This is a genomic window from Parvibaculum sp. MBR-TMA-1.3b-4.2, from assembly GCF_053628815.1.
The window spans coordinates 2,010,981-2,034,888 of the sequence record NZ_JBRJHC010000001.1 but is presented as its reverse complement, the minus strand read 5'-3'; the positions used below and the strand labels follow the sequence as shown (position 1 = coordinate 2,034,888).

General features: G+C 65.0%; 18 protein-coding genes. 12 read left to right on the top strand and 6 right to left on the bottom strand.

The annotated features are described in order from the left end of the window. The first annotated feature begins 206 nt into the window (after positions 1 to 206). Positions 207 to 2,780 (top strand): ATP-binding protein, encoded by a 2,574-nt coding sequence (locus ACSSVQ_RS09750; protein ID WP_454182654.1) that lies wholly within the window; start codon positions 207 to 209, stop codon positions 2,778 to 2,780. 116 nt (positions 2,781 to 2,896) lie between these two features. On the opposite strand, the gene ACSSVQ_RS09745 is transcribed toward ACSSVQ_RS09750, so the two are convergent. Further along, positions 2,897 to 4,405, bottom strand: a complete 1,509-nt coding sequence (locus ACSSVQ_RS09745) for a flavin-containing monooxygenase (protein WP_454182652.1) — start codon at positions 4,403 to 4,405, stop codon at positions 2,897 to 2,899. A 221-nt stretch (positions 4,406 to 4,626) separates the two neighbouring features. Between ACSSVQ_RS09745 and ACSSVQ_RS09740 the strand changes: the two genes are divergently transcribed. After that, the gene (locus ACSSVQ_RS09740) at positions 4,627 to 5,301 is read left to right on the top strand and encodes an RluA family pseudouridine synthase (protein ID WP_454182650.1); all 675 of its coding nucleotides are present in this window, start codon (positions 4,627 to 4,629) and stop codon (positions 5,299 to 5,301) included. 11 nt (positions 5,302 to 5,312) lie between these two features. Continuing rightward, a complete protein-coding gene (locus ACSSVQ_RS09735; protein ID WP_454182648.1) occupies positions 5,313 to 6,041 on the top strand; it encodes a glutathione S-transferase in 729 nt (242 codons plus the stop codon). A gap of 61 nt (positions 6,042 to 6,102) precedes the next feature. Here ACSSVQ_RS09735 and ACSSVQ_RS09730 read toward each other — a convergent pair whose 3' ends face one another. Beyond that, positions 6,103 to 6,528: a hypothetical protein gene (locus ACSSVQ_RS09730; protein WP_454182646.1), complete on the bottom strand. Its 426-nt coding sequence runs from the start codon at positions 6,526 to 6,528 to the stop codon at positions 6,103 to 6,105. A 223-nt stretch (positions 6,529 to 6,751) separates the two neighbouring features. Between ACSSVQ_RS09730 and ACSSVQ_RS09725 the strand changes: the two genes are divergently transcribed. The 3 genes from ACSSVQ_RS09725 to ACSSVQ_RS09715 all read left to right on the top strand — a co-directional run bounded on the left by ACSSVQ_RS09725 (position 6,752) and on the right by ACSSVQ_RS09715 (position 10,121). After that, a complete protein-coding gene (locus ACSSVQ_RS09725; protein ID WP_454182645.1) occupies positions 6,752 to 7,216 on the top strand; it encodes a (2Fe-2S)-binding protein in 465 nt (154 codons plus the stop codon). A 16-nt stretch (positions 7,217 to 7,232) separates the two neighbouring features. Further along, positions 7,233 to 9,488, top strand: a complete 2,256-nt coding sequence (locus ACSSVQ_RS09720; protein WP_454182643.1) for a molybdopterin cofactor-binding domain-containing protein — start codon at positions 7,233 to 7,235, stop codon at positions 9,486 to 9,488. Positions 9,489 to 9,602: 114 nt separating this feature from the next. Next, positions 9,603 to 10,121, top strand: a complete 519-nt coding sequence (locus ACSSVQ_RS09715; RefSeq protein ID WP_454182641.1) for a PAS domain-containing protein — start codon at positions 9,603 to 9,605, stop codon at positions 10,119 to 10,121. Positions 10,122 to 10,213: 92 nt separating this feature from the next. Here ACSSVQ_RS09715 and ACSSVQ_RS09710 read toward each other — a convergent pair whose 3' ends face one another. Next, positions 10,214 to 10,534: a 2Fe-2S iron-sulfur cluster-binding protein gene (locus ACSSVQ_RS09710; RefSeq protein WP_454182639.1), complete on the bottom strand. Its 321-nt coding sequence runs from the start codon at positions 10,532 to 10,534 to the stop codon at positions 10,214 to 10,216. A gap of 52 nt (positions 10,535 to 10,586) precedes the next feature. Next, positions 10,587 to 11,810, bottom strand: a complete 1,224-nt coding sequence (locus ACSSVQ_RS09705; protein WP_454182637.1) for an NAD(P)/FAD-dependent oxidoreductase — start codon at positions 11,808 to 11,810, stop codon at positions 10,587 to 10,589. A gap of 285 nt (positions 11,811 to 12,095) precedes the next feature. Between ACSSVQ_RS09705 and tsaE the strand changes: the two genes are divergently transcribed. From tsaE to trxA, 6 genes are all read left to right on the top strand, one after another. Beyond that, entirely contained in the window at positions 12,096 to 12,614 is a 519-nt protein-coding gene (tsaE, locus tag ACSSVQ_RS09700; protein WP_454182635.1) for a tRNA (adenosine(37)-N6)-threonylcarbamoyltransferase complex ATPase subunit type 1 TsaE, read from the top strand. Beyond that, on the top strand, positions 12,615 to 13,727 hold the full coding sequence (locus tag ACSSVQ_RS09695; RefSeq protein WP_454182633.1) for an aminoglycoside phosphotransferase family protein: 1,113 nt from the start codon (positions 12,615 to 12,617) through the stop codon (positions 13,725 to 13,727). A 14-nt stretch (positions 13,728 to 13,741) separates the two neighbouring features. Further along, positions 13,742 to 14,458 (top strand): nucleotidyltransferase family protein, encoded by a 717-nt coding sequence (locus ACSSVQ_RS09690; RefSeq protein WP_454182631.1) that lies wholly within the window; start codon positions 13,742 to 13,744, stop codon positions 14,456 to 14,458. Between the two features lie 121 nt (positions 14,459 to 14,579). Next, the gene (gene addB / locus ACSSVQ_RS09685; RefSeq protein WP_454182629.1) at positions 14,580 to 17,663 is read left to right on the top strand and encodes a double-strand break repair protein AddB; all 3,084 of its coding nucleotides are present in this window, start codon (positions 14,580 to 14,582) and stop codon (positions 17,661 to 17,663) included. Then, positions 17,660 to 21,112 carry a double-strand break repair helicase AddA gene (gene addA, locus ACSSVQ_RS09680; protein ID WP_454182627.1) on the top strand — a complete coding sequence of 1,151 codons (3,453 nt, stop codon included), beginning with the start codon at positions 17,660 to 17,662 and terminating at the stop codon, positions 21,110 to 21,112. The genes addB and addA overlap by 4 nt, the downstream gene beginning before the upstream one ends. A gap of 128 nt (positions 21,113 to 21,240) precedes the next feature. Further along, entirely contained in the window at positions 21,241 to 21,561 is a 321-nt protein-coding gene (gene trxA / locus ACSSVQ_RS09675) for a thioredoxin TrxA (protein ID WP_293329358.1), read from the top strand. A gap of 56 nt (positions 21,562 to 21,617) precedes the next feature. Here the strand turns inward: trxA and ACSSVQ_RS09670 are convergent, their stop codons facing one another. Together ACSSVQ_RS09670 and accD are read right to left on the bottom strand one after the other, a co-directional pair. Further along, positions 21,618 to 22,988 (bottom strand): bifunctional folylpolyglutamate synthase/dihydrofolate synthase, encoded by a 1,371-nt coding sequence (locus ACSSVQ_RS09670; protein ID WP_454182625.1) that lies wholly within the window; start codon positions 22,986 to 22,988, stop codon positions 21,618 to 21,620. Further along, on the bottom strand, positions 22,985 to 23,908 hold the full coding sequence (gene accD, locus ACSSVQ_RS09665) for an acetyl-CoA carboxylase, carboxyltransferase subunit beta (protein ID WP_454182623.1): 924 nt from the start codon (positions 23,906 to 23,908) through the stop codon (positions 22,985 to 22,987). Before accD ends, ACSSVQ_RS09670 begins: the two co-directional genes overlap by 4 nt.

Sequence of the window (23,908 nt, the reverse complement as noted above, 5' to 3'; positions counted from 1 at the left end):
CGATTTTGCGCCGATCGCAATCGCGCCCGTCGCGAATACCAGACCGCGATCGGCGCGATTGCTTTCAAGCAGGGCCCGGCTCTTCATGAGCCGGGTCTTTTTGTTGGCAGTTTCGAAATGCTTCCGGACATAGTGTAAACTTTCGGCGGTCTGCTGATTTGGGCAGATTGAACCTGCCTGCGGGGGGCAGGCATAAGGAAAGCGGTATGCAGGGGGCAAAAGGCAGCAAGACGCGCGGCGTGTGGCGCGCATGCGCGGTCGGCGCAGGCGGCGCGCTATGGCTTGCCGCGACGGCGGGGCCCGCGCAGGCCGATAATCTCGTCGGCTCCGCGCTGACGGCGCTGGGCGTGCCCGAAGAGGTCGCCGCCGACCAGAACATCATCATCGCCTATGCCGTCGCGGCGGGCATCGCGCTCGCGGCGATCCTGTTTACCGTGGTGGCGATGCGCGCCGCCCGCGCCGCGCGCAAGACCGCGATTTCGCGCGAGGACGAGCTGACCGCCTTGTCGGTGCGGCTCGACACGGCCGAATCGATCCTGGCCGCCGAGCCCGACGCCCTCTTTATCTGGACGCCGGAAAGCCTGCGCGCCTCCCCCGGCACCTTTCAGGCGCGGCCGCGCATCGTCGGCTCCACCGCGGGGCTGGTGGATCCGGCCTCGGGCGACCTCGACTATAATTACCTGCTGGAGCGCCTCCGGCCTGAAAATGCGGGCCGGCTCAACACCGCCGTGCAACGCCTGCGGCGGCTCGGCGCGCGCTTTTCCCTCCATGTGGAAGCGCTGGACGGGCGCATTTTCGAGGCGGAAGGCCGGCCCGCGGGCGCGCTTGCCGTGCTCTGGCTGCGCGACGTGACGGGCGAACGCGCCGAGGTGGCGCGCCTGACCGAGCGCATGCGCCAGGCCGACACCGAACGGGCGCGCTACGAAACCCATCTGATGGAAGTGCCCTGTCCGGCCTGGCGGCGCGACGGGGAGGGCCGTCTCGTCTGGGTCAACAAGGCCTATGCGATCGCCGTGGACGCCACCTCGCCCGAAGATGCGGTGTCGCGGGAACTGGAACTGCTGGGCGAGGAAGCGCTGGGCGCCATGCGCCGCAAGCTCTTCGACAAGCCCCGCGTGCAAAGCCGCACCCATGCGATCATGTCGGGCGAACGCCGCGCCCTCGATGTCGTGGAAAGCCATCTCGATGGCGGCACGGCGGGCATCGCCATCGACGTGACGGCGGAAGAAAACCTGCAGGACGACCTGAAGCGGCATATCGACAGCCATGCCGAAACGCTGAACCGGCTCAATACGGCGGTTGCGATCTGCGGGCCCGACAAGCGTCTCAAATTCCGCAATCACGCCTTCGAGGAACTCTGGGGTCTGGAGCCGCAATGGCTCGACGAAGAGCCGACCGACAGCGCGATCCTGGACGAGCTGCGCGCGCAGCGCCGCCTGCCGGAACAGGCGAATTTCCAGGCCTGGAAACAGGCGCGCATGGAGCTTTACACCTCCACCCAGCCGGTGGAGGAATTCTGGCATCTGCCGGACGGGCGCACGGTGAAGCTCAACGCACAGGCGCATCCCTTTGGCGGCGTCATCTATCTCTATGAGAACGTCACCGAACGGCTCAACCTGGAAAGCTCCTACAACACGCTGGCCCGCGTGCAGCGCGAAACGATCGACCACCTCTATGAAGGCGTGGCCGTGTTCGGCAGCGACGGACGGCTGAAGCTGTCCAACCCCGCCTATGGCCGCATCTGGGGCCTGTCGGAAGAACAGCTTGCCGACGAACCCCATGTCAGCGACGTCATCGATCTGTGCCGCCCGCTCTATGCGGAACCGGAAGAAGCCGAGCTGCTGCGCACGCAGGTGACGATGGTGTCGGGCATGCGTGCCAACACGACCGGGCGCCTCAACCGGCCCGACGAGACAGTGGTCGATTTCGCCATCGTGCCGCTGCCCGACGGGGCGACGCTCATCACCTATCTCGACGTGACCGATGCGACGCGCATGGAGATCGCGCTCAGGGAACGCAATGACGCGCTGGAAACGGCGGACCGGCTGAAGTCGGAATTCATCAGCCATGTCTCCTACCAGCTGCGCACCCCGCTCACCAATATCATCGGCTTCGGCGAAATCCTGGAATCGGAAATGTTCGGCGGGCTGGAACCGCGCCAGCACGAATATATGCAAGGCATTCTCGAAAGTTCGCAGACCCTGCTCGACACGGTGAACGACATTCTGGATCTCGCCGTGATCGAAGCCGGAGCGATGACGCTCGACCTGTCGGACATGGAAATTTCCGAAGTGCTCTATGCGGCGGAGGAATTCGCGCAGCGTCCGGCCCAGAAGAGCAAGGTGGGCCTGAAGGTCGACTGCCCGGCCGATACCGGCGCGATCCGCGCCGACGAAAAGCGCATCAAGCAGATCATGATCAACCTCTTGTCGAATGCGCTCAGCTTCACGAGCCCCGGCGACACCATCACCATCGGCGCGCGGCGGCACGAAAATTCGGTCGAGCTTTACGTGGCCGATACGGGCGACGGCATCAAACCGGAATTCCAGTCCACCGTCTTCGACCGTTTCGAGGCGCATGGCGGACAGGACCGCCGCCGGGGCGCAGGCCTCGGCCTGTCGCTGGTGCGCTCCTTCGTGGAACTGCATGGCGGCTGGGTGACGCTGGAAAGCGCGCCCGATCTCGGCACCTGCGTAACCTGCCACCTGCCGGTCCGCGCCGCCCCGCCCCGGCCCGCCGACACGCCTGCGCCGAGCGATCGGGACGCGGTGGTGGACTGAGGGGGTCCCTCATTGTCCCTTCATCGTCATTGCGAGCGAAGCGAAGCAATCCAGTGCGGCAAACACTGGTCTGGATTGCTTCGTCGGCTGACGCCTTCTCGCAATGACGTGGAAACTCAGCTCGCCAGGCGTTCCGGCTCTTCCACCTGAGGCCGCGCATTGGACGGGGCTGGGTTGGAGAACGCCATGGCGCCGTCGTCGAGCTTGCCGAAGCGCAGCATCATCATGTCCTTGGCGTAGTTCTGATAGAGCTTCCACGGCTTGCGGTCGCCCTGCCTCGGGAAGAGATGCTGCGCGCGCTGGATGTAACCCGACGAAAGGTCGAGCCAGGGCTCTTCGCCCAGATTCGGATCGGTCACACGCGGGGTGCACTGACGATTGCCGGACTTTTTCATTTCGTTCAGCAGGCGGCACACATATTCGCAGGTGAGGTCGCATTTCAGTGTCCAGGACGCATTCGTATAGCCGAAGCAGGAAGCAAGGTTCGGCACGTCTGAATACATCATGCCCTTGTAGCTCATCGTCTCGCTGGGATGGACCTGCGTGCCGTCCACGCTGAGATCGACGCCGCCCAGCATTTTGAGCTTGAGCCCCGTCGCGGTGACGATGAGGTCGGCTTCCAGTTCCTTGCCCGATTTGAGCAGGATGCCCTTCTCGGTGAAGCGCTCGATGTGGTCGGTCTCGACCGAGGCCTTGCCCTCGCGGATGGAGGCGAAGAGATCGCCGTTCGGCACGAGGCAGAGGCGCTGGTCCCACGGATTATAGGACGGCGTGAAATGCGTCTTCACGTCGAAATCCGGGCCGAGTTCGGCGCGCACGCCCTTGAGCAGAAGCGACTTCACCTTCTCCGGCGCCTTGCGGCACATGCGGAAGAAATACATGCCCAGCAGCACATTCTTCCACCGGGTGAGGCCATAGGCGGTCTTCGCCGGGAGGTTGCGCCTCAGCCAGTTGGCGATCTTGTCTTCCGCGGGCCGCGCGACGACATAGGTCGGCGAGCGCTGCAGCATGGTGACATGCGCGGCGTCCTCCGCCATTTCCGGCACCAGCGTGACGGCGGTCGCGCCCGAGCCGATCACCACGACCTTCTTGTCCTTGAAGTCGATATCGTCGGTCCATTTCTGCGGATGGACGATGCGGCCCTTGAAATCCTCCGCCCCCGGAAAGTCCGGCGTATAGCCTTCGTCGTAATCGTAATAGCCCGAGCAGACGAAGAAGAAGTTGCAGGTGAACTCGGCGGTCTCGCCCGTATCGCCGCGCTCCGTCTTCACCGTCCACAGCGCATGCTCCGACGACCAGGACGCGCCCGTCACCTTGTGGCTGTAGCGGATATGCTTGTCGATGCCGTAATCGGCCGCCGTGTCTTTCAGATATTTCAGGATGTTCGGCCCGTCGGCGATGGCCTTTGCTTCTTTCCACGGGCGGAAGGAATAGCCGAGCGTGTACATGTCGCTGTCGGAGCGGATGCCGGGATAGCGGAAGAGGTCCCAGGTGCCGCCCATGCTTTCGCGGCCTTCCAGGATCACATAGGAGCGGTCCGGGCAATTGGCCTGCAGGTGGTAGCCCGCGCCAATGCCGGAAATGCCGGCCCCCACAATGACCACGTCGAAATGTTCCGTCCCCATATATCCCGCTCCCGGAAGTAGTTGATCGTTTCGCTCGGTTTTATACCTTGCTGACATTTTATCAGAGTATATCCGAGTGTACTGCTATGTTTTATGTGGGGTTTCGTGACGCGCGTAAAGTGACGGGATTCGGCGGGATTTCCTGGGTGTCACCCCGGGATGACGGCATGGCTTGGGGAGCACGCATTGCCCCTGAGCCTGTTTTTCCCCATACCTCTCCCATGACCGGACCCCGCCCCTTCACCTACGACCCGCCGACGGAGCCTTGGCTTACCGTGCTGCATGAGGATGACGACATTCTCGTGCTGTCGAAGCCGTCCGGGCTTCTCACCGTGCCGGGGAAGGAGGCGCATCTCAGCGATTGTCTGGAAGCGCGCGCGGTGAAGCGCTGGGGTGCGGCGCGGATCGTCCACCGGCTCGACAAGGATACCTCCGGCGTCATGGTGCTGGGCCGGCACGACAAGGCGCAGCGCCATCTCGGCAAGCAGTTCCAGAGCCGCCGCGTGGAGAAGACCTATATCGCCCGCGTCGCCGGCCATGTGAACGGCGACAGCGGCGAGGTCGACCTGCCGATCGCGACCGACCCGGAACGCCGCCCCATGCAGATGATCGATCATGAGCGCGGGCGCGCCGCCATCACGCGCTGGGAAGTTGTGGCGCGCGAAGAGGGCGCGATGCCGGTGACGCGGCTCCGCCTCATGCCGCTCACCGGGCGCTCGCATCAGCTGCGGCTGCATCTCATGCATCTCGGCCACCCGATACTGGGCGATGCCTTTTACGCCGAGGACGAGATCTTCGAGGCTGCGCCGCGTTTGCAACTCCATGCCGAAACGCTCGGCTTGCGTCATCCGACCGGCGGCGCGAGGGTAAGCTTCACCGATCCCACGCCGTTCTAGAGGCACACAACATGGCGAAACCCTACGAACTCTTCTACTGGCCCGGCATTCCCGGCCGGGGCGAATTCATCCGTCTGGCGCTGGAAGATGCGGGCGCGCCTTATGTGGATGTCACGCGCGAGCGGCCGGACGGTTTTGCCGAAATGCAAAAGCTGATGGAGGAAAGCGAGCGCCCGTCCTTTGCCTGCCCGATCCTGCGGCACGGGCGAACGGTACTCGGCCAGACGCCGGTCATCTTGCACTGGCTGGGACCGCGCATCGGCCTTGCGCCGGAGGCGGAAGCGATGCGGCTCTGGCTGCACCAGATCCAACTCACCATCGCCGATTTCGCGGTGGAGGCGCATGACACGCATCACCCGATTTCGGTGGCGATGTATTACGAAGACCAGATCGAGGAATCCAAGCGCCGCGCGAAATGGTTCCGCGAAAGCCGCCTGCCGCAAATTCTCGGCTGGTTCGAGACGATCCTCGAACGCAACCCGGCGAATGCGAAACGCAAAAGCCCCGTGCTGGCCGGGCGCAGCGTGACCTATGCGGACATCTCGCTTTATTTCCTGATCGACGGGCTCGACTTCGCCTTCCCCAAGGCGATGAAACGGGCGAGCCGCAAGGCGCCGCTCACCCGTGCCCTGGCCGAAGCCGTGGCCGCCCGGCCGAATATCGCCGCCTATCTCGAAAGCGACAGGCGGCAGGACTTCGGCGACGGCCTGTTCCGGCGCTACCCGGAACTGGACGGCTAGGCGGTTCGATATTCTCTGTTGTCACCCCGGGACAAGCCCGAGGTGACAGGCGAGAGTGCGATTACTCGCCCTTGAGGGTCTTCTGAACCTCGTTCGCATCGGCCTTGGCCTTGCCGAGGTCCGTTTCGGCGATGCCTGCGCGCGCCGCCTTGGCGGCCTTTTCCAGCTCGGCCTTGCGGGCGGCATCGGTCGTATTGGGAATGGCCCCGCCGGTCGCTTTGCAGGGATTGAGCTCATCGGCATCGAAGCCGTCGCCCTTCTCGCCGACAAGGCAGTTCAGCGCGTGATGCAGATGCATATGCACGCCCTTGAGGCCGCTGGCCCCGGCGGCGAAGCCTGCGTGCTGGGCGGCGGTCTCGGCGGATTTGGCCGCATCGGCGGCGCTGGCCGGCGCGGCGAAGACGAGCCCGCCCGCCATCAGCGCGAAGCCTGCGGCAAGGATGGTTTTCCGCAACGGGGTGAAGGGGCGCTTCACGAGAATACTCATCGGTGGAACTCCTTTTGTCTGGGTCATTGTCGTTCCGTGAGACAGGGCTAGTTCCTGTTTGCGACCAAAATCGGGCAGCGGACGGCTTGCACAAGGTCGTACGGACTACCAAATGACCGAAACGGTAAAAATAGTCAGTGACACCGGGGGCCGGTCAAGTTAGCGTGGCCACCGATTATCGGAACCAGAGGGCGGCCGCATTCTGGCCGGAGGAGATCTCGCCATGCCGATCAGCTTCAAGGTCAATGGGAAAGAACACACGCTCGATGTGGAAGAGGACATGCCGCTTCTCTGGGCGTTGCGTGACGAACTGGGCCTGACCGGCACCAAATTCGGCTGCGGCATCGCCGCCTGCGGCGCCTGCACCGTGCAGGTGGACGGGACCGCGATGCGGAGCTGCTCCATACCGGTCTCCTATGCCGACGGGTCGGAAATCACCACCATCGAAGGGCTGGCCGATCCCGAAGCGGAAGCGGGCGGGCTCTCGCCGCTCCAGCAGGCCTGGATCGAGCGGCAGGTGCCGCAATGCGGCTATTGCCAGTCCGGCATGCTGATGGCGGTGGACGCGCTGCTGAAGGAAAACCCGCAGCCGAGCGATGAAGAGGTCGGCGCGGCGATCACCAATATCTGCCGCTGCGGATCCTATCCGCGCGTACTGGCCGCCATTCGCGATGTGACGCGCGCTTAAGGGGAGGGACGGGACCATGGCATTCGACCTGAAAAAACCGACGCGCCGGCAGATGCTTGTCGGAGGCGGCCTTGCAGGCGGGGCGCTTCTCATCGGCGTTTCCATGTCCGGCCCTTCGCGGCGGGAGCGGGAAAACGCAATCGCGGCCGAAGGCGGCGAGAAATTCGTCACCACCTGGCTGAAGATTTCGCCGGACAACATCACGACCGTTTACGTGCCGCATTCCGATATGGGGCAGGGCCCGATCACCGCGCTCGCCATGATGGCGGCGGACGAGATGGATGCGGACTGGAACCTGGTGCGCGCCGAACAGGCCCCCGCCGAACCCGAATTCGCCAATGAATCGCTCGGCCTCTTCATCACCAAGGGACAGACCGCGCCCGACATGCTGGCCGGCGCCGCCGAGACGCTCTGGTACAATGTCGCGAAATTCATGAGCATGCAGATTACCGGCGGCTCCATGGCCGTGCGCTATACCGGCCAGCACGGCATGCGCATCGCAGGCGCGGCGGCAAAGGAAATGCTGGTGAAGGCCGCGGCGGCGCGCTGGAACTGCGCCGCCTCCGATTGCGAGGTGCGCGACAGCGTCGTCTATCTGAAAGGCAAGAACCGCTCCGCGACCTTCGGCGAGCTGGCCGTGGAAGCGGCGGAATATTCGCCGTCTGCAACGCCGACCTTCAAGACGCCGGACCAGTACCGGATCGTCGGCAGGCCGACCAAGCGTTTCGACGTGCCGGGCAAGGTGGATGGCAGCGGCACCTATGGCATCGACGCGCGGCCCGAGGGAATGCTCTATGCGGCGCTGCGCCAGTCGCCCGTCTTCGGCGGCAAGCTGAAGCGCTATGATGCAACGGAAGTGCTGAAGCGCCGCGGCATGAAGAAGGTTGTGGAACTGCCCGTCGGCGTGGCGGTCATCGCCGACAATTTCTGGCGCGCCAAGCAGGCCGCCGCCGCGCTCGACATCGAATTCGACGATGGCGGCAATGGCGGCATTTCCTCCGCCTCGATTTTCGAAGGCCATGAAAAGGCGCTGCAGGGCGATAGCACCGAGGATGTCGAAAAGGGCGACGCCGAAGGCGCGCTGAAAAACGCGGCCAAGGTGGTGGAAGCCGCCTATCGCGTGCCTTATCTGGCGCATGCCACCATGGAACCGATGAACTGCACCGTCTGGGTGCATGACGGCAAGGCCGAAGTCTGGGTCGGGACGCAGGACCCGCTGGGCACGCGCGCCCGCGTCGCCGACATGACCGGCATCGACTATGACAATGTGAAAGTGCATCCGTTGCTGCTGGGCGGCGGCTTCGGGCGGCGCATTCCCTATCGCTCGGGCTTCTCGGAATTCCCCAGCGAGATCGATTATGCCTCGCTGATCGCCAAGGAAGTCGATGCGCCGGTAAAGCTCGTCTATACGCGCGAAGACGATATGCAGCATGACGCCTACCGTATCGCGGTGGCGAATACGATGAAGGCCGGGCTTGACGCAGACGGCAATCCGGTCGCCTGGCTGAACCGCTATGTCTACAAGGACGAACCGGCGGAAGCGCCGCATATTCCCTATGCGGTGGAAAATCAGTCGATCCGCTATGTGGACAATCCGACGCCGGTGCCGCGCGGGCCCTGGCGCTCGGTCGCGCACACCCAGCACACTTTCTTCAATGAAAGCTTCATGGACGAACTGGCCCATGAAGCGGGCAAGGACCCCTACGAGTTCCGAATGGCGCTGCTGAAGGACAAGCCGCGCCACCGGGCCGTGCTGCAACTCGCCGCGGAGAAGGCGGGGCTCGGCAAGCCCCTGCCGGAAGGCCGTGTGCACGGGATCGCCGTGCAGCAGAGCTTCTCGACCATCGTTGCCGAAGTGCTGGAGGTCTCGCTGGACGAGGACAACCGTCCCCGCGTTCACAAGGTGACCTGCGCGGTGGATTGCGGCCGCGTCATCAATCCCGATACCGCCGAAGCGCAGGTGCAGTCCGCCGTGATCTACGGCTTGACGGCGGCGCTCTACGGGCAGATCACCATCGAGGGCGGCGCCGTGACCCAGGGCAATTTCCCCGACTACCGGATGGTGACGCTGGCCGAAACGCCGGTCATCGAGACGCATTTCATCGACAGCGGCGAGGCCTTGGGCGGGCTTGGCGAACCGGGCACGCCGCCCGTCGCGCCGGCGCTTGCCAATGCGGTCTTCAAGCTGACCGGCAAGCGCATCCGCGAACTGCCCATGTCGATCCACGACCTCTCGCCGGCAAGCGGCAAGTTCGCCCAAGCCGCGGACTAAAGTGACCGCGGACTGAACGGGGCGGCGCGCCGCCCCGGCGGGCGGGCGCGTATGTTTACCGAATGCTTACCCGGGCGGTGTTAGCTGAAAGCTTCATCATCCGGAGAAGCGCCCATGGCTGCGCAAAAACACGGTCTGACGAGTTTTCAGTCCTCGACGCATGAGGAACTGCCGCTCGACGAGCTGTCCGCCTATGCAGATCTTCAGCGCGTACACGATGTGTGGTCCGGGCTGACCGAGAAGAAGGGGCATTTCCCCGCGCAGCTCGATCCAACCAAGGTTCCGGTCGCCCTTCTACCCTATATGATGGTGCTCGATGTGGAAGAGAACCGCCTTCGCGTGCGCCTTGCGGGCACGCGCGTCTGCGAGGAGCATGGCGGCGAAATGCGCGGCCGCACCACGGATGATTTCTTCAAGCCGGAAGACGGAAAGAAAGTGCTGGAAGCGGGGCTGCGCGTGGCGGAGACGGGCACACCGTCGCTCGCCCGCAAAACCTATATCGCGATCAACGGACGGCGCTGGTCCTATGTGCGGCTGATCCTGCCGCTGTCGTCGGACGGCGTGAAGCGGGACCGGCTTTTCAAGCTGCTCGATCCCGCCACGCTGGACATGACCTATCAGGCAGAGGCGTAACCTGCCCCCAAAACACGCAAACCCCGGGCCCTGTCGACCCGGGGTCCATGCAGCATGGATTCCGGCTCGGGGCCGGAATGACGAAGACGCCTTTAGTGCTGGCTTTCCGGCATGGTGATGCGCAGGCCGTCCAGCTCGTCGGTCACCGGGAGCTGGCAGGCGAGCCGGGAATCCTCATTGGAGGCCTCGGCGAAGTCGAGCATGGTTTCTTCCATGTCTTCCTTGGCCGGCATCTTGTCCTGCCAGTCCTTCGGCACATAGACCATGCATGTCGCGCAGGCGCAGGCCCCGCCGCAATCGGCGTCGATGCCGGGAATGGAATTCTTGATCGCGCCTTCCATGACGGTCAGGCCGTTGGCCACATCCACCGTGTGCTCGGTGCCGTTATGCTCGACATAGGTAATCTTCGCCATCGGGTCTCACTCCTCCAGTGTTTGTTCTTCTCGTTATGGCGCGGGTGCTTTGTCAGCCCTGCGCGATTTCCTTCACCTTGATGCTCTCATCGGCGATGCGGGCCGGGTCGAGCTTCGTCTTGTTGTGCACAAGCTGCTTGGACATCATGAATTCCGGCGCGCGGTTGACCGCGTCGACGGCGATGACCGTGTCGTCCTTCAGGTAGAAGACGGCGAAGCTGCGCCCGTTTTCCGGGTCGCCGCGCACCACGGCCTTCGTATAGCCCGCCGACAGGCCCACGATCTGCAGCTTGAGGTCGTATTGGTCGGACCAGAACCACGGTACCTGATTATAGGGCTTGTCGTTGCCCATCATGGCGGCGGCCGCCGTCTTGCCCTGTTCGATGGCGTTGTGAACGCTTTCGAGCCGGAGGCGATGGCCGTAAATGCCGTTGGGATGGCTGGTGCAGTCGCCCGCCGCGAAAATATCCGGGTCGGAGGTGCGGCAGTTCTCGTCCACGACGATACCGTTCTGCACGTCGAGCCCGCATTCCACCGCAAGCTCCGTGTTCGGAATAATGCCGATCCCCACCACCACGAAATCGGCGGGGTAGAGCTTGCCTTCGCCTGAATCGACCGCGGTGACATGGGTGTCGCCTTCGAAGCCCGCGACGGAGACGCCGGTCTCGATCTTCACGCCTTCCTCGCGATGCACGCGCTCGTAGAAATGGCTGACGATGGGATCGACCACGCGCGACATGACGCGCTCGGCGGCCTCCAGCACGGTCACGTCCATGCCGTGTTTCTTGGCGACGGCGGCGACTTCCAGGCCGATATATCCGCCGCCCACCACGACGAGGCGCGCCCCGTCCTTGAAATGGCTCTGGATGGCTTCGACGTCCGCGATGTTGCGCAGGTAATAGATGCCGTCCATCTCGAAGCCGGGCACGTTGATTTCGCGCACGCGGCTGCCGGTCGCCATGAGCAGCTTGCCATATTCGAAGGTCTGGCCGTCGGCGGTCATCACGCGCTTGCCCTTGCGGTCGATCTCGGTGATGCGCGTGCCCCAATGGGTGGTGATGTTGTTGTCGGCGTAGAAGCTCTCCGGCTTCAGCTCCACGCGGTCGAAGCCGATTTCCTTGGCGAGGAACTTCTTGGACAGCGGCGGACGCTGATAGGGCGCATGGGGCTCGTCGCCGAAAATGCGGATCGGGTCTTCAAAGCCTTCCGCGCGCAGGCTCTGCGCGGCTTGCGCGGCGGCCTGTCCGCCCCCGACGATGATGATGTCCTTGCCCATGCGTTTCCGCCTCCCGAATTCTGTTTCGCCGATCTTGGCGCCGGCGTCATCTTTCGCGGAGTTTTACTACGCAATCACCGGGCTGTCCTCTCCTTTTTAGGGTGAAGGGGTGCCGAGGTCACGTCCCGAAACGCCGCGAAATGTGACCGAAAACCCGGCGAAAAGCGCATGCAAGCGCGCCGCAGCGTCAGGTTTCGGCCCTGATGCTAAAAAGCCACAAACATGACGCTTGCGTCAACTTTTTTGTTGATTGGCGCGACGCATTGCCGCCGATAAAAAGGCCCCATGGCGGACACGACCCCTCTCGAAATCGAGCTGAAAGACGAAGCGGCGACCCATGATCTGGGGCTGCGGCTTTCGGCGCTTTTTGCCATGGGCGATTTGATCCTGCTCAGGGGCGATCTCGGCGCGGGGAAGACCACGCTCGCCCGCGCGGCGATCCAGGCGCATCTCGGCGCTCATGGCCTCATGGAGGACGTGCCTTCGCCGACCTTCACCCTTGTCCAGACCTATGAGAGCCCGGACCTTCTGCTCACCCATGTGGACCTCTACCGCATCGAGGAGGAAGAGGAACTGCGCGAACTGGGGCTCGCGGAGGCGCTGGATGAGGGCGCGGTGCTGGTCGAATGGCCCGAGCGCGCGGAAGGCGAAATGGCGCGGCTTTCGCCCGACAGGCTCGACATCCGCCTCTCCCTCATGCCAGATGGAACGCGCCGCGCGGAACTGACGGGAACCGGAAGCTGGGCGGCGAGACTGACCGAAGCCTTTGGGCCAGGCCCAGACCGAAAAGCCGGTAGCGATTGAATGACCCGTCATCCCGATCCCGCGCGCGAAGCGGCGATATGCGACTTTCTGAAGGCATGCGGCTGGCGCGGCGCGGCGCGGGCGGACCTCGCAGGCGACGCCTCCACACGCCGCTATGAGCGGCTGACGCTCGATGGCCGGCCCGCCGTGCTGATGGACTGGCCCGCCGGGCCGGATGCCCCTCCTGCCGCTGACGAGGGCGACGATGCGAAGCATGCCTATTCGGCGATCGCGCATCTGGCCGAGGACGTTCGCCCCTTCGTGGCGGTGGACAACTATCTGACCGGCCTCGGCCTGACCGCGCCCGACATCATCGCAAGCGATCTCGACCGCGGCTTCCTGCTGCTGGAAGATCTCGGCGACAATGTGCTGGGCGGCATTCTGGACCGGGGCATGGGGCCTGAAGGCGAGACGCTGGACGATATTTACCGCGCCAGTATCGAGCTTCTCGTGAGGCTGCAGGCAGAGGGCGCGCCGGAAAGCCTTCCCGTTGGCGACGGTAGCGCACATGAGCTGCCGCATTTTGACGACGGGCTGCTGCGCGCCGAACTCGACGTGCCGCTCGACTGGTATTTCCCGGTGGTGCTGGGGCGCGAGGCGAGCGCGGCGCAGCGCGAGGAATTCCATGCGATCTGGTCCGGCCTCTGGCCGTTGATGCAGGCGGGCCCCCGCGCGCTCTGCCTGCGCGATTTCCATTCGCCCAATATTCTCTGGCTCTCCGGGCAGAAGGGATTGAAGCGGGTGGGCCTTATCGACTTTCAGGACGCTTTTCTCGGCTCGCGCGCCTATGACGTCGTGTCCTTCCTGCAGGATGCGCGCAAGACCGTACCGGCGGAGCGCGAAGAGGTAATGCTGGATTTCTATGTCGCCTGCGCCAAGGACACGCTGCCCGGTTTCGATGAAGAGGCGTTTCGCGCGGCCTATGCCGTTTTTGGCGCCGAACGCGGCCTGCGGCTGATCGGGCTCTGGCCGCGCCTGTTGAAGCGCGACGGCAAACCGCACTATATGGCGCATATGCCGCGCACCAAATCCTACCTGCGGCGCAATCTGGCCCACCCGGCGCTCGGCGACCTCAAGCGCTGGATCGATGCAAACCTGCCGCTGGACGACTGAGGACCCCGACCCCCATGAGCCGTAATGTTTCCAAGGCAATGCTGATGGCGGCCGGTCTCGGCACGCGCATGCGCCCGCTGACCGAGAAAACGCCGAAACCCCTGGTCGAATTCAACGGCAAGCCGCTGATCGACCATGCGCTGGACCGGCTGGAAGAGGCAGGCATCGAAGAGGTGGTGGTGAATGTCCACTATCTCGCCGACCAGCTGGAAGCGCATCTGAAAAAGCGCAAGACGCCCGTCACCGTGATTTCCGACGAACGCGACGCGCTGCTCGACACCGGCGGCGGGGTGAAGAAGGCGCTGCCGCTCCTGGGCGACGATCCCGTTCTCACCTTCAATTCCGACAGCGTCTGGGTGGAGGGCTATGGCAGCAATCTGCGCGACCTGATCGATGCCTTCGATCCCGACCGCATGGATGCGCTCCTGATGATCGCCGATGCGGTGCGCACGGTGGGCTATTGCGGCAGGGGCGATTTCACCATGGACCCGGATGGCCGCCTGACCCGCCGGGAGGAAAGCACCACAGCGCCCTATATGTTCGCAGGCGTGCAGGTCATCAAACCGGCGCTCTTCAAGGACGGGCCGGCGGGCGCTTTTTCCACCAACCGGATCTGGGACGGGCTCATCGAAAAGGGCACGCTCTATGGCCAGCGCATGCAGGGCCTCTGGATGCATGTCGGCTCGCCGGACGACCTGAAGGACGCCGAGGCGGCCCTGAAGGAGACGTGAGCGCGGGAAATGGCAGGAAAGACGTGGATGCCCCGCATAAAGCGGGGCATGACGGCCTTAGGGTGTGTCCGGCATTTCTTGGCGATTCCTCGCGAGGGGGAAACTCACTAGACTCCCTCCCATGAGCCGCGATTCCCTCCATCTTTTCACGATCCCCTCCGGCCAGCCCTTTCTGGCGCGGCTGGCGGAGGCGCTTAGGGCCGACCCCTCGCTGGGCGGGCGCTTTGCGATGGCGGACGGGCGCGTGCCGGACTTGCCCGATCTCACCATTCTCCTGCCGACCCGCCGCGCGGCGCGAGCGCTGGGCGATGCGTTCCTGCGGGCGGGCGAGGGCGAGGCGCTGCTGCTGCCCGTCATCCGCCCGCTGGGCGATGTGGATGAGGACGGCATCATTCTCGATCCGGGCGGGCTCTCGGCGGACATGCTGGCGCTCGCGCCCGCCATGCCGCCGCTGGAACGCCAGATGCGGCTTGCCCGTTTCATCCTCGAGCATGAGGCCGGCGCCGCGCGGGAAAAGGGACGAGAGGGCGTCACGCCCGATGCGCCGCGCGCGCTGGCGCTGGCCGCCGAACTCGGTCAGTTCCTCGATATGGCGATCACCGAGCGGGTGGCGCTGAAGAACCTCGCCGATCTGGTGCCCGATACCTATGCCGAGAACTGGCAGATCACGGTCGATTTCCTGAAAGTACTGACCTCGCACTGGCCCGAAGAGATGAAGCGCCTCGGCTTCATGGAACAGGCCGCGCGCCGCAATGCGCTGCTGGAGGCCGAAGCGACGCACTGGAAGAAGAACCCGCCGCAGGGCCCGGTCATTGCGGCGGGCTCTACCGGCTCGATCCCGGCGACCGCTGATCTTCTGACGGTGGTCTCGCGGCTGCCCAACGGGGCGGTGGTGTTGCCGGGGCTCGACCTCGCACTGGACGAGGCGAGCTGGACCACGCTGGGCGAGCCCGGCACGGCGTCGCATCCGCAATATGGCATGAAGAAGCTGATGGACCGGCTGGGCGCGACGCGGGCCGATGTCGATTTCTGGCCGGGCGCGGAACCGGTGGGCGGGATGGAGGCGCGCATTACGCTGCTGTCGGAGACCATGCGTCCCGCCGAGACGACCGAACGCTGGCGCGAAAGCCTGGCCGGATTGAAGCCGCGCGCCCTGGAAGCGGTGAAGGGCCTGCGCCTCGTCGAAGCCTCCGCCGAACGCGACGAGGCCGCCGCCATCGCGCTGATGATGCGCGAGGCGCTGGAAGTGCCGGGCAAGACGGCGGCGCTGGTAAGCCCCGACCGGAACCTTGCCCGACGGGTGGCGATGGAGCTGAGGCGCTGGGGGATCGAGATCGACGACAGCGCGGGCGCGCCGCTCGGCAAGTCGCCGCCCATCGGCTTCATGCGGCTGGTCGCGGAAGCCGTGGCCGAAGACCTCGCACCCGTGCCCCTGCTTGCCATGCTGAAACATCCCATGGCCGCGCTCTCCCGCGCACCCTATGTGCTGCGCGACGAGACAAGGCGGCTGGAACGCATGCTGTTGCGCGGCCCGCGCCCCGCCCCCGGTCTGGACGGTTTGCGCGCCGCGCTGGTCGAGGAACGCGACAGGCGTCGGGACACCGGGCGCAGCGTTGCCGACTTCGAAGGGCTCGACCGGCTGATCGACGATCTGGATCTGGCGTTGGAGCCGATGGTCGACGCGATGTCGCGCGGCGAGACCGATCCGGCCTATCTCGCCGAAATGCATATCCGCGTGGCCGAAGCGCTGGCCGCGACCGACAAGGAAAAGGGCGCGGCCCGGCTCTGGATCAAGGAGACGGGCGAGGCGTCGGCCGCCTTCCTTGAAGACCTTCTGGAAGCCGCGCCGAAGCTCGGACCCGTTCCGCCCGCCTCATGGCCGAGACTTTTTGCCGAACTGGCCGATGCGCGCAATCTGCGCCCGCGTTTCGGGCGTCATCCGCGCCTCTTCATCTGGGGACCGATGGAAGCGCGGCTCCAGCATGCGGACCTCATGATCCTGGGCAGTCTCAATGAAGGCACATGGCCGGGCGAGGCGAATATCGACCCCTGGCTCAACCGTCCGATGCGCGCGGCGCTGGGGCTCGAACCGCCCGAACAGCGCATCGGTCTTGCCGCGCATGATTTCGTGGAAGCGGCAAGCGCGGGCGAAACGGTGCTGACCCGGGCGGAAAAACAGGAAGGCGCGCCCACCGTCGCCTCGCGCTGGTGGCTGCGGCTGACAAGCGTGGTGGAGGCGCTGGGCGTGAAGGACGGATTGCTCGACGCGCGCTGGGCGCGTTGGGCGGACGAGCTGGACGAGGCGGCGGAGCAGATCTCCATCCCCAAGCCGCGCCCTGCGCCGCCGCTGAAAGCGCGCCCGCGCAAATTCTCCGTCACCGAAATCGAGACGCTGATCCGCGACCCTTACGCGATCTACGCAAGGAAGGTGCTGAGGCTCTCGCCGCTCGATCCGCTGGACGCCGATGTGGCCGCCGCCGAACGCGGCATGGTGATCCACAAGGCGCTCGAGCAGTTCACGCGGGAATGGCCGAAAGGCCTGCCGCCCAATCCGCTGGAGGAAATGCTGCGGATCGGGGCGGAGGTTTTCGCCCATCTGATGGACCGGCCCGGCGTGCGCGCCTTCTGGTGGCCGCGTTTCCAGCGCATCGCCGCCTGGATGGTCGAGTATGAACAGGCAGAGCGGCAGGAAATCCGCCGCAGCCACGCCGAACTGTCCGGCGAGATCGAACTCGACGAACTGGAAACCCCCGTCCTGCTGACGGGCCGGGCCGACCGTATCGACGAGCGCGACGACGGGACGCTTGTCGTTACCGATTACAAGACGGGCGCCCTGCCGAGCCGCAATCAGGTGGAGGCGGGCCTCGCGCCGCAACTGCCGCTGGAAGCGGAAATGGCGGCAAGGGGCGGCTTCCGCTATCGCGACGCCAAGGGACGGGAAGTGCATCTGCCCGCCGCGAACACCTCGCGTCTCGTCTATGTGCGGCTGACCGGCGGTGAAACCGCGGGCGAAGTGCGCGCCATCACCGATGCGGGCAGCGAGCTGGCCAATGCGACCTATGATGCACTGGTCGATCTTCTTGCCCAGTACGAGAAAGAGGCGACGCCCTATCTCTCGCGGCCCCGGCCCATGTTCATCGGCCGTTACGGCGATTACGACCATCTGGCCCGTGTGCCCGAATGGTCGGCGGGGGATGGAGAATGAGTGCGGGCCCTGCAAAGAAACGTCTGGTCACGGACGATCAGCAGCGGAAGGCGACGGACCCGACCGCCTCCGTCTGGGTGTCGGCCAATGCGGGCTCGGGCAAGACCCATGCCCTGACGACACGCGTGGCGCGGTTGCTGCTTTCCGGCACCGCGCCGGAACGTATTCTTTGCCTCACCTTCACCAAGGCCGCGGCGGCGGAAATGTCGAGCCGTCTCTACAAGCGGCTTGGCGGATGGGCTATGGAAGACGATGCCGCGCTTGCCGCCATTATCGAGGACATGGACGGCGCGGCGCCGGGCGCGGAGAAGATCGCGACGGCGCGCAAGCTGTTCGCCCGTGCCATCGAAACGCCGGGCGGGTTGAAGATCCAGACCATCCACGCTTTTTGCGAAAGCGTGCTGGGCCGGTTTCCGCTGGAAGCGGATGTGCCGCCGCATTTCGACATTCTCGACGAGCGCTCTTCCGCCGAGTTGATGGAAGAAGTGCGCGACCAGGTTCTTTTCGCCGCGCAGGACGACGAAGAAGGCCCGGTGGGCCGTGCGCTGGCGCATATCGTGGGCCGGGTGGACGAGTTCATGTTCTCCCGCCTGATGACGGAAATTGCCGGGCGGCGCGACGGTATTGCATCGCTTATTGAAAATTTCGGCAGCGTGGACGGCGTCATGCAGACGGTGCGCCTCGCGCTGGGCGTGACGGCGGAAGAAACGGTGGAGGCGGCGCGCGCCGGGCTTTCCATGGTGCCGGAAGAGGAATTGCGCGCAGCCGCCGATGCGCTCGATACCGGCTCCAAGACCGACAAGGAACGCGCCGAAACGCTTTACTGGTTTCTCGAAGAGCGGGCACGGCGCGGCGACCGGCTCGACGATTATGTGGGCGTCTTCCTCACCGCCAAGGGTGAGCCGCGCAAGACGCTGATGACGAAGAAGGTGGCGTCCGAATATCCCGCCGCCGCCGAGCTTCTCATGCAGGAACAGCAACGCATCCTTGCCGGCATGAACCATTTGCGCGCGGTGGGCGTGGCGCAGTCGACGGAAGCGATCTTCGTCATCGCGACCGAAATGCTGAAAGCCTATGACACGGCCAAGCGTGGTCGCGCGCTTCTCGATTATGGCGATCTCATCGAAAAGACGCGCGACCTGCTGACGCGCAGCCGGATGGGCGCCTGGGTGCTCTACAAGCTCGATGGCGGCATCGACCATATTCTCGTCGATGAAGCGCAGGACACGTCGCCCGAACAATGGAAGATCGTGCAGGCGCTGGCCGACGAGTTCTTCTCCGGCGAAAGCGCGCATGACGGCACACGCACCGTCTTCGCGGTCGGCGATGAAAAACAGTCGATCTTTTCCTTCCAGGGCGCGGACCCTGTCGCCTTCGCGGAGATGCGCCGGCATTTCGAGCGCGCGGTGACGGCGGCGGACATGGTCTGGTATCCGGTGCCTTTCGTGCGCTCCTTCCGCTCCGCGCCGCAGGTGCTGGCCGCAGTCGATGCCGTCTTCGCCCGTATCGAGGCGAAGGTCGGGCTGACGGCGGATGAAGCGGAGGTGGTGGAGCATGTCGCAGCGCGCCAACTCGATGCAGGCCGCGTGGAAATCTGGCCGCTGGAAGAACCCGACGAAACCGATGAGGTCGATGTCTGGGACGCGCCGCTCGACTATATGAACGAGACGGCGCCGCCCGCGAAACTGGCCGCCCGCATCGCCGACACGATTTCAGGCTGGCTCGACAAGGGGGAAACGCTCGCCGCAAGGGCAAGGCCGATCAGGGCGGGCGACATTCTCATTCTTGTGCGGCGGCGAAATTCCTTCGTCAACGAGATGATCCGTCATCTGAAGGAACGGGGCGTGCCCGTCGCGGGCGCCGACCGCATGGTTCTGATGGAGCAGATGGCGGTGATGGATCTCGTGGCGCTGGCGCGTTTCGTGCTGCTGCCGCAGGACGATCTGAACCTCGCCACGGTTCTGAAATCGCCCTTTATCGGCCTGAGCGAAGACGAGCTGTTCGAGCTGGCCTGGGGGCGAAAGGGCGATCTCTGGTCCGCCCTTCAGGCCGCCGCCCATGAAGGCGAGTGCTATGCGCAGGCGCATGATCTGCTGATGCGCCTGCTGGCGCGCGCCGACTATGAGCCGCCTTACGAGTTCTTCGCCCATGTGCTGGCGGGCGAGGCGGGACGCAAACGCCTGCTCGCGCGGCTGGGCGAGGACGCCAACGACCCGATCGACGAGTTCCTGGCGCTGGCGCTGGAATATGAGCGCACCCATGCGCCCTCGCTGGAAGGGTTCCTGCACTGGGTGGAGCGCGGCGCCTCGGAAATCAAGCGCGACATGGACCAAGGCCGCGACGAGGTGCGCGTCATGACGGTGCATGGCGCGAAGGGGCTGGAAGCGGAAATCGTCTTCATGCCCGATACCTGTTCCATGCCCGGCGGGCAGCACGACCCGGCGCTGATCGAACTGCCGACCGAACCCAAGCTCCTGCTCTGGCCGGTGCGCAAGGGCGACGAGGACGAGGTGACGGGCGGCGCACGGGAACGCTGGCGCGAGGAACAGGAAAAGGAATATCGCCGGCTTCTCTATGTCGCGATGACGCGCGCGCGCGACCGGCTCTACATTTGCGGCTATCGGGGCCTGCGCGAACCGCCCGAAGGCTGTTGGTACAATCTGGCCAGCGCCGCGCTGCTGCCCGATGCGGTGGAGGTCGAGGAAGAAGAGGGCCGCAGCATTTGGCGCATCGAGGGCGAGCAGCGCCAGGCGCCGGAGCCCGAAGAGATCGTGGAGCGCGAGGACATCGCCCCGCTCGGGCACTGGGCCTTCGAGCCCGCGCCGAGGGAGCCTGCGCCGTCGCGGCCGCTGTCGCCCTCGCGCCTGCCGCCGGAAGGCCTCGATGAGCCGCCGGTCTCCTCGCCGCTGACAGGCGATAGCCAGGCCCGCTTCCAGCGCGGCCGCCTCATTCACCGGCTGTTGCAGACATTGCCGGACCTGCCGCCCGGCGAGCGGGAGGCGGCGGCGGCGCGTTTTCTCTCCGCTCCCGCGCATGGCCTGAACGGGGAAGCGCAGGCGGAAATCGCGGGTGCGGTGGCGCGTGTGCTGAGTGATGAGAAATTCGCCGATGTGTTCGCGCCGGGCGGCCGGGCGGAAGTGCCCGTGGTCGGCCGGATCGAGTTCGGCGGCAAGCCGCATCTCGTCTCCGGCCAGATCGACCGGCTCTGCGTGGTCGGCGACGATGTACTGGTGATCGATTACAAGACGAACAGGCCGCCGCCCCGCAAGGTGGAGGAGGCAAGCCCCGCCTATGTCGCGCAGATGGCGGCCTATCGCGCGCTTCTCCAGCGGATCCATCCCGGCCGCGCCATACGCTGCGCGCTGCTCTGGACCGAGACGCCCGCACTGATGGAACTGCCGCCCGAGATGCTCGACGAGGCGCTGGCGCGCGGCACGCCGTCGCCTTGACCTTGGAGGGGTGCGTTCCTAGATTCGATGCAATCCGGAATCAAGCGAGCTGCGGAAAACGCAGCGCCTTGCGGCAAAAAAGCCCGGATTCCGGGCTTTTTAAGCCGACACAGGAAAGGAAGTAGCAAATGACGACCACCAAAGTGACTGACGACAGCTTCGATACTGACGTCCTGGACGCTTCTGGTCCGGTGCTTGTGGATTTTTGGGCCGAATGGTGCGGCCCCTGCAAGCAGATCGGTCCGGCTCTGGAAGAGCTGGCCAAGGATTATGGCGGCAAGATCACCATCGCCAAGATCAATATCGACGAGAACCCGAATGTGCCGACCAAGTTCGGCGTGCGCGGTATTCCGACGCTGATGATCTTCAAGGACGGGCAGGTCGCGGCCACCAAGGTGGGCGCGATGCCGAAGGGCAAGATCCAGGAATGGATCGACAGCTCGCTCTGAGTTGTCCCGACAGGACAAGCAAAAGGCCGGTCTTTCGACCGGCCTTTTTTACGGGGTCACCCGTTCTCGCGCAGCACATGGCCCGCGAGATAAAGCGAGCCGCAGATGAGAATGCGCGGCGCGTCGCGTCCGCCTTCCAGCAGCGCACGTTCGAGCGCCGCCTCGATGGAGGCCGCAGGCGAAGCGGGGAGGCCGGCCTTTGCCGCCATCTCCGCCAGTACCTCCGCCGAAAGGCTCGCGGGCGCATCGGGGATCGTCACCGTTTCCACCTGCGCCGTGAGCCCCTTGAAGGGCAGCAGGAAACCGCCTGCATCCTTGGTGTCCAGCATGCCGCAAATGAGGATGAGCGGGCGGGAACGGATATGCTCCTGCTGCTGGTTGAGATCGGCCATGACATGCGCAACCGCCTCGCCCGCCGCCGGATTATGCCCGCCATCGAGCCAGAGTTCGGCATGGGACGGCAGAAGCTCGACAAGCGGCCCGCGCGTGAGGCGCTGCATACGGCCCGGCCACTCGGCATGGGTGAGCCCGAGTGCGATGGCGTCGGTGTCGATGGCAAGGGCGGGGTTTTCGCCCGCCGCCTTGCGCAGCGCGGCGATGGCGAGGGCGGCATTGTCGATCTGGTGCCGTCCGGCAAGCTTCGGCAGCGGCAGGTCGAGAAGGCCCTGCTCGTCCTGATAGACGAGATGGCCGTGTTCCTCATGCGCGGAAAAATCCTGCCCGTGAACAAGGAGCGGCGCCTGTACGCGCTCCGCCGCCATTTCGATGGCGATACGCACTTCGTCCGCCTGCGGACCGATAATGCCCGGCCGCCCGCGCTTCAGGATGCCGGCCTTCTCGCCCGCGATCTCGGTGAGCGTGTCGCCGAGGAACCCCTGATGGTCGAGGCTCACCGGCGTGATGATGCTCACCAGCGGATCGTCCACCACATTGGTGGTGTCGAGCCGCCCGCCCATGCCGACTTCCAGAATGAGCGCATCGGCGGGGGTGCGCGAAAAGGCAAGAAAGGCCGCGACCGTGGTGATCTCGAAAAAGGTGATGGGCTCGCCGTCATTAGCGCGCTCGCATTCATCGAGCAGGCGCGACAGGGCAGGCTCGTCGATGAAGGCGCTGCGGCCTTCGCCTTCGGCAAGCCGGATGCGTTCGTGAAAGCGCACCAGATGCGGCGAGGTATAGCTGTGCACGCGCTTGCCCGCCGCCTCCAGCATGGCGCGCAGATAAGCGCCCGTGGAGCCCTTGCCGTTCGTGCCCGCGATATGGAAGACGGGCGGCAGGGAGCGATGCGGATTGCCGAGCTTTTCGAGGAGGCGATAGGTCCGGTCGAGCGACAGGTCGATCAGCTTGGGATGCAGCGCGGTCAGCCGCTCCAGAATGACGTCACTGGACTCGGTGGGCCTGTCCTGCGCGGCATCTCTGGTGTCGGTCACGCCTTTTCAGCACCCGTTTCAGGCTGCGTGGTGGTGGCAGGCAGATTGGCGGTGAGCTGCGCCTTGCCGCGCGGACGATGCGTCATCAGCCGGATCACGCGCGACAACGTCTCGCGCAGCTTGTGGCGATGAACGATCATGTCGATCATGCCGTGCTCGAACTGGAACTCGGCGGACTGGAAATCGTCCGGCAGCTTTTCGCGGATCGTCTGTTCGATCACGCGGCGGCCGGAAAAACCGATCAGCGCCTTGGGCTCGGCGATTTGCACGTCGCCCAGCATGGCGTAGGAGGCAAGCACGCCGCCGGTGGTCGGGTCCGTCAGCACGACGATGAAGGGAAGCCCGGCTTCGCGCAGGAACTGCACGGCAACCGTCACGCGCGGCATCTGCATGAGGGAAAGGATGCCCTCCTGCATGCGCGCGCCGCCCGCCGCGGTGAAGAGCACATAGGGCGCCCGCTTTTCGATGGCGGTTTCCGCGCCCTTGATGAGGGCTTCGCCCGCCGCCATGCCGAGCGATCCGCCCATGAAGGAGAAATCCTCGATAGCGATGACGGTTTCCACGCCGTCCAGCGCGCCATGCGCCACGGTCACGGCGTCGTCGCGGCCGGTCTTGGCGCGTGCTTCCTTCAGGCGTTCGGGATAACGCTTCTGGTCGCGGAACTTGAGCGGATCCACGGGCACCGGATCGACCTGCACGATCTGGTAGTCGGCATCGTCGAAGAGCGAGTCGAAGCGCTCTTTCGTTTCCAGCCGCAAGTGATGATCGCAATTGGGGCAGACATTGAGTGCGGCCACGAGATCGCGGTGAAAGATCATCTCGCCGCAGGACGGGCATTTGCGCCAGAGATTGTCCGGCACCTGGCGCTTGTTGAAGACGCGCTGGATTTTCGGTCGGACAACGCTGTTGATCCAGTTCAT

What these genes read in the sequence shown, in the direction of transcription:
- ACSSVQ_RS09690 (WP_454182631.1), top strand. Translation starts at nt 13,742, where the DNA reads ATGAGCCGTAATGTTTCCAAGGCAATGCTGATGGCGGCCGGTCTCGGC.
- ACSSVQ_RS09695 (WP_454182633.1), top strand. Translation starts at nt 12,615, where the DNA reads ATGACCCGTCATCCCGATCCCGCGCGCGAAGCGGCGATATGCGACTTT.
- ACSSVQ_RS09735 (WP_454182648.1), top strand. Translation starts at nt 5,313, where the DNA reads ATGGCGAAACCCTACGAACTCTTCTACTGGCCCGGCATTCCCGGCCGG.
- ACSSVQ_RS09720 (WP_454182643.1), top strand. Translation starts at nt 7,233, where the DNA reads ATGGCATTCGACCTGAAAAAACCGACGCGCCGGCAGATGCTTGTCGGA.
- ACSSVQ_RS09750 (WP_454182654.1), top strand. Translation starts at nt 207, where the DNA reads ATGCAGGGGGCAAAAGGCAGCAAGACGCGCGGCGTGTGGCGCGCATGC.
- tsaE (WP_454182635.1), top strand. Translation starts at nt 12,096, where the DNA reads ATGGCGGACACGACCCCTCTCGAAATCGAGCTGAAAGACGAAGCGGCG.
- ACSSVQ_RS09715 (WP_454182641.1), top strand. Translation starts at nt 9,603, where the DNA reads ATGGCTGCGCAAAAACACGGTCTGACGAGTTTTCAGTCCTCGACGCAT.
- ACSSVQ_RS09730 (WP_454182646.1), bottom strand. Translation starts at nt 6,528, where the DNA reads ATGAGTATTCTCGTGAAGCGCCCCTTCACCCCGTTGCGGAAAACCATC.
- ACSSVQ_RS09725 (WP_454182645.1), top strand. Translation starts at nt 6,752, where the DNA reads ATGCCGATCAGCTTCAAGGTCAATGGGAAAGAACACACGCTCGATGTG.
- ACSSVQ_RS09745 (WP_454182652.1), bottom strand. Translation starts at nt 4,405, where the DNA reads ATGGGGACGGAACATTTCGACGTGGTCATTGTGGGGGCCGGCATTTCC.
- ACSSVQ_RS09710 (WP_454182639.1), bottom strand. Translation starts at nt 10,534, where the DNA reads ATGGCGAAGATTACCTATGTCGAGCATAACGGCACCGAGCACACGGTG.
- trxA (WP_293329358.1), top strand. Translation starts at nt 21,241, where the DNA reads ATGACGACCACCAAAGTGACTGACGACAGCTTCGATACTGACGTCCTG.
- ACSSVQ_RS09705 (WP_454182637.1), bottom strand. Translation starts at nt 11,810, where the DNA reads ATGGGCAAGGACATCATCATCGTCGGGGGCGGACAGGCCGCCGCGCAA.
- accD (WP_454182623.1), bottom strand. Translation starts at nt 23,908, where the DNA reads ATGAACTGGATCAACAGCGTTGTCCGACCGAAAATCCAGCGCGTCTTC.
- addB (WP_454182629.1), top strand. Translation starts at nt 14,580, where the DNA reads ATGAGCCGCGATTCCCTCCATCTTTTCACGATCCCCTCCGGCCAGCCC.
- addA (WP_454182627.1), top strand. Translation starts at nt 17,660, where the DNA reads ATGAGTGCGGGCCCTGCAAAGAAACGTCTGGTCACGGACGATCAGCAG.
- ACSSVQ_RS09740 (WP_454182650.1), top strand. Translation starts at nt 4,627, where the DNA reads ATGACCGGACCCCGCCCCTTCACCTACGACCCGCCGACGGAGCCTTGG.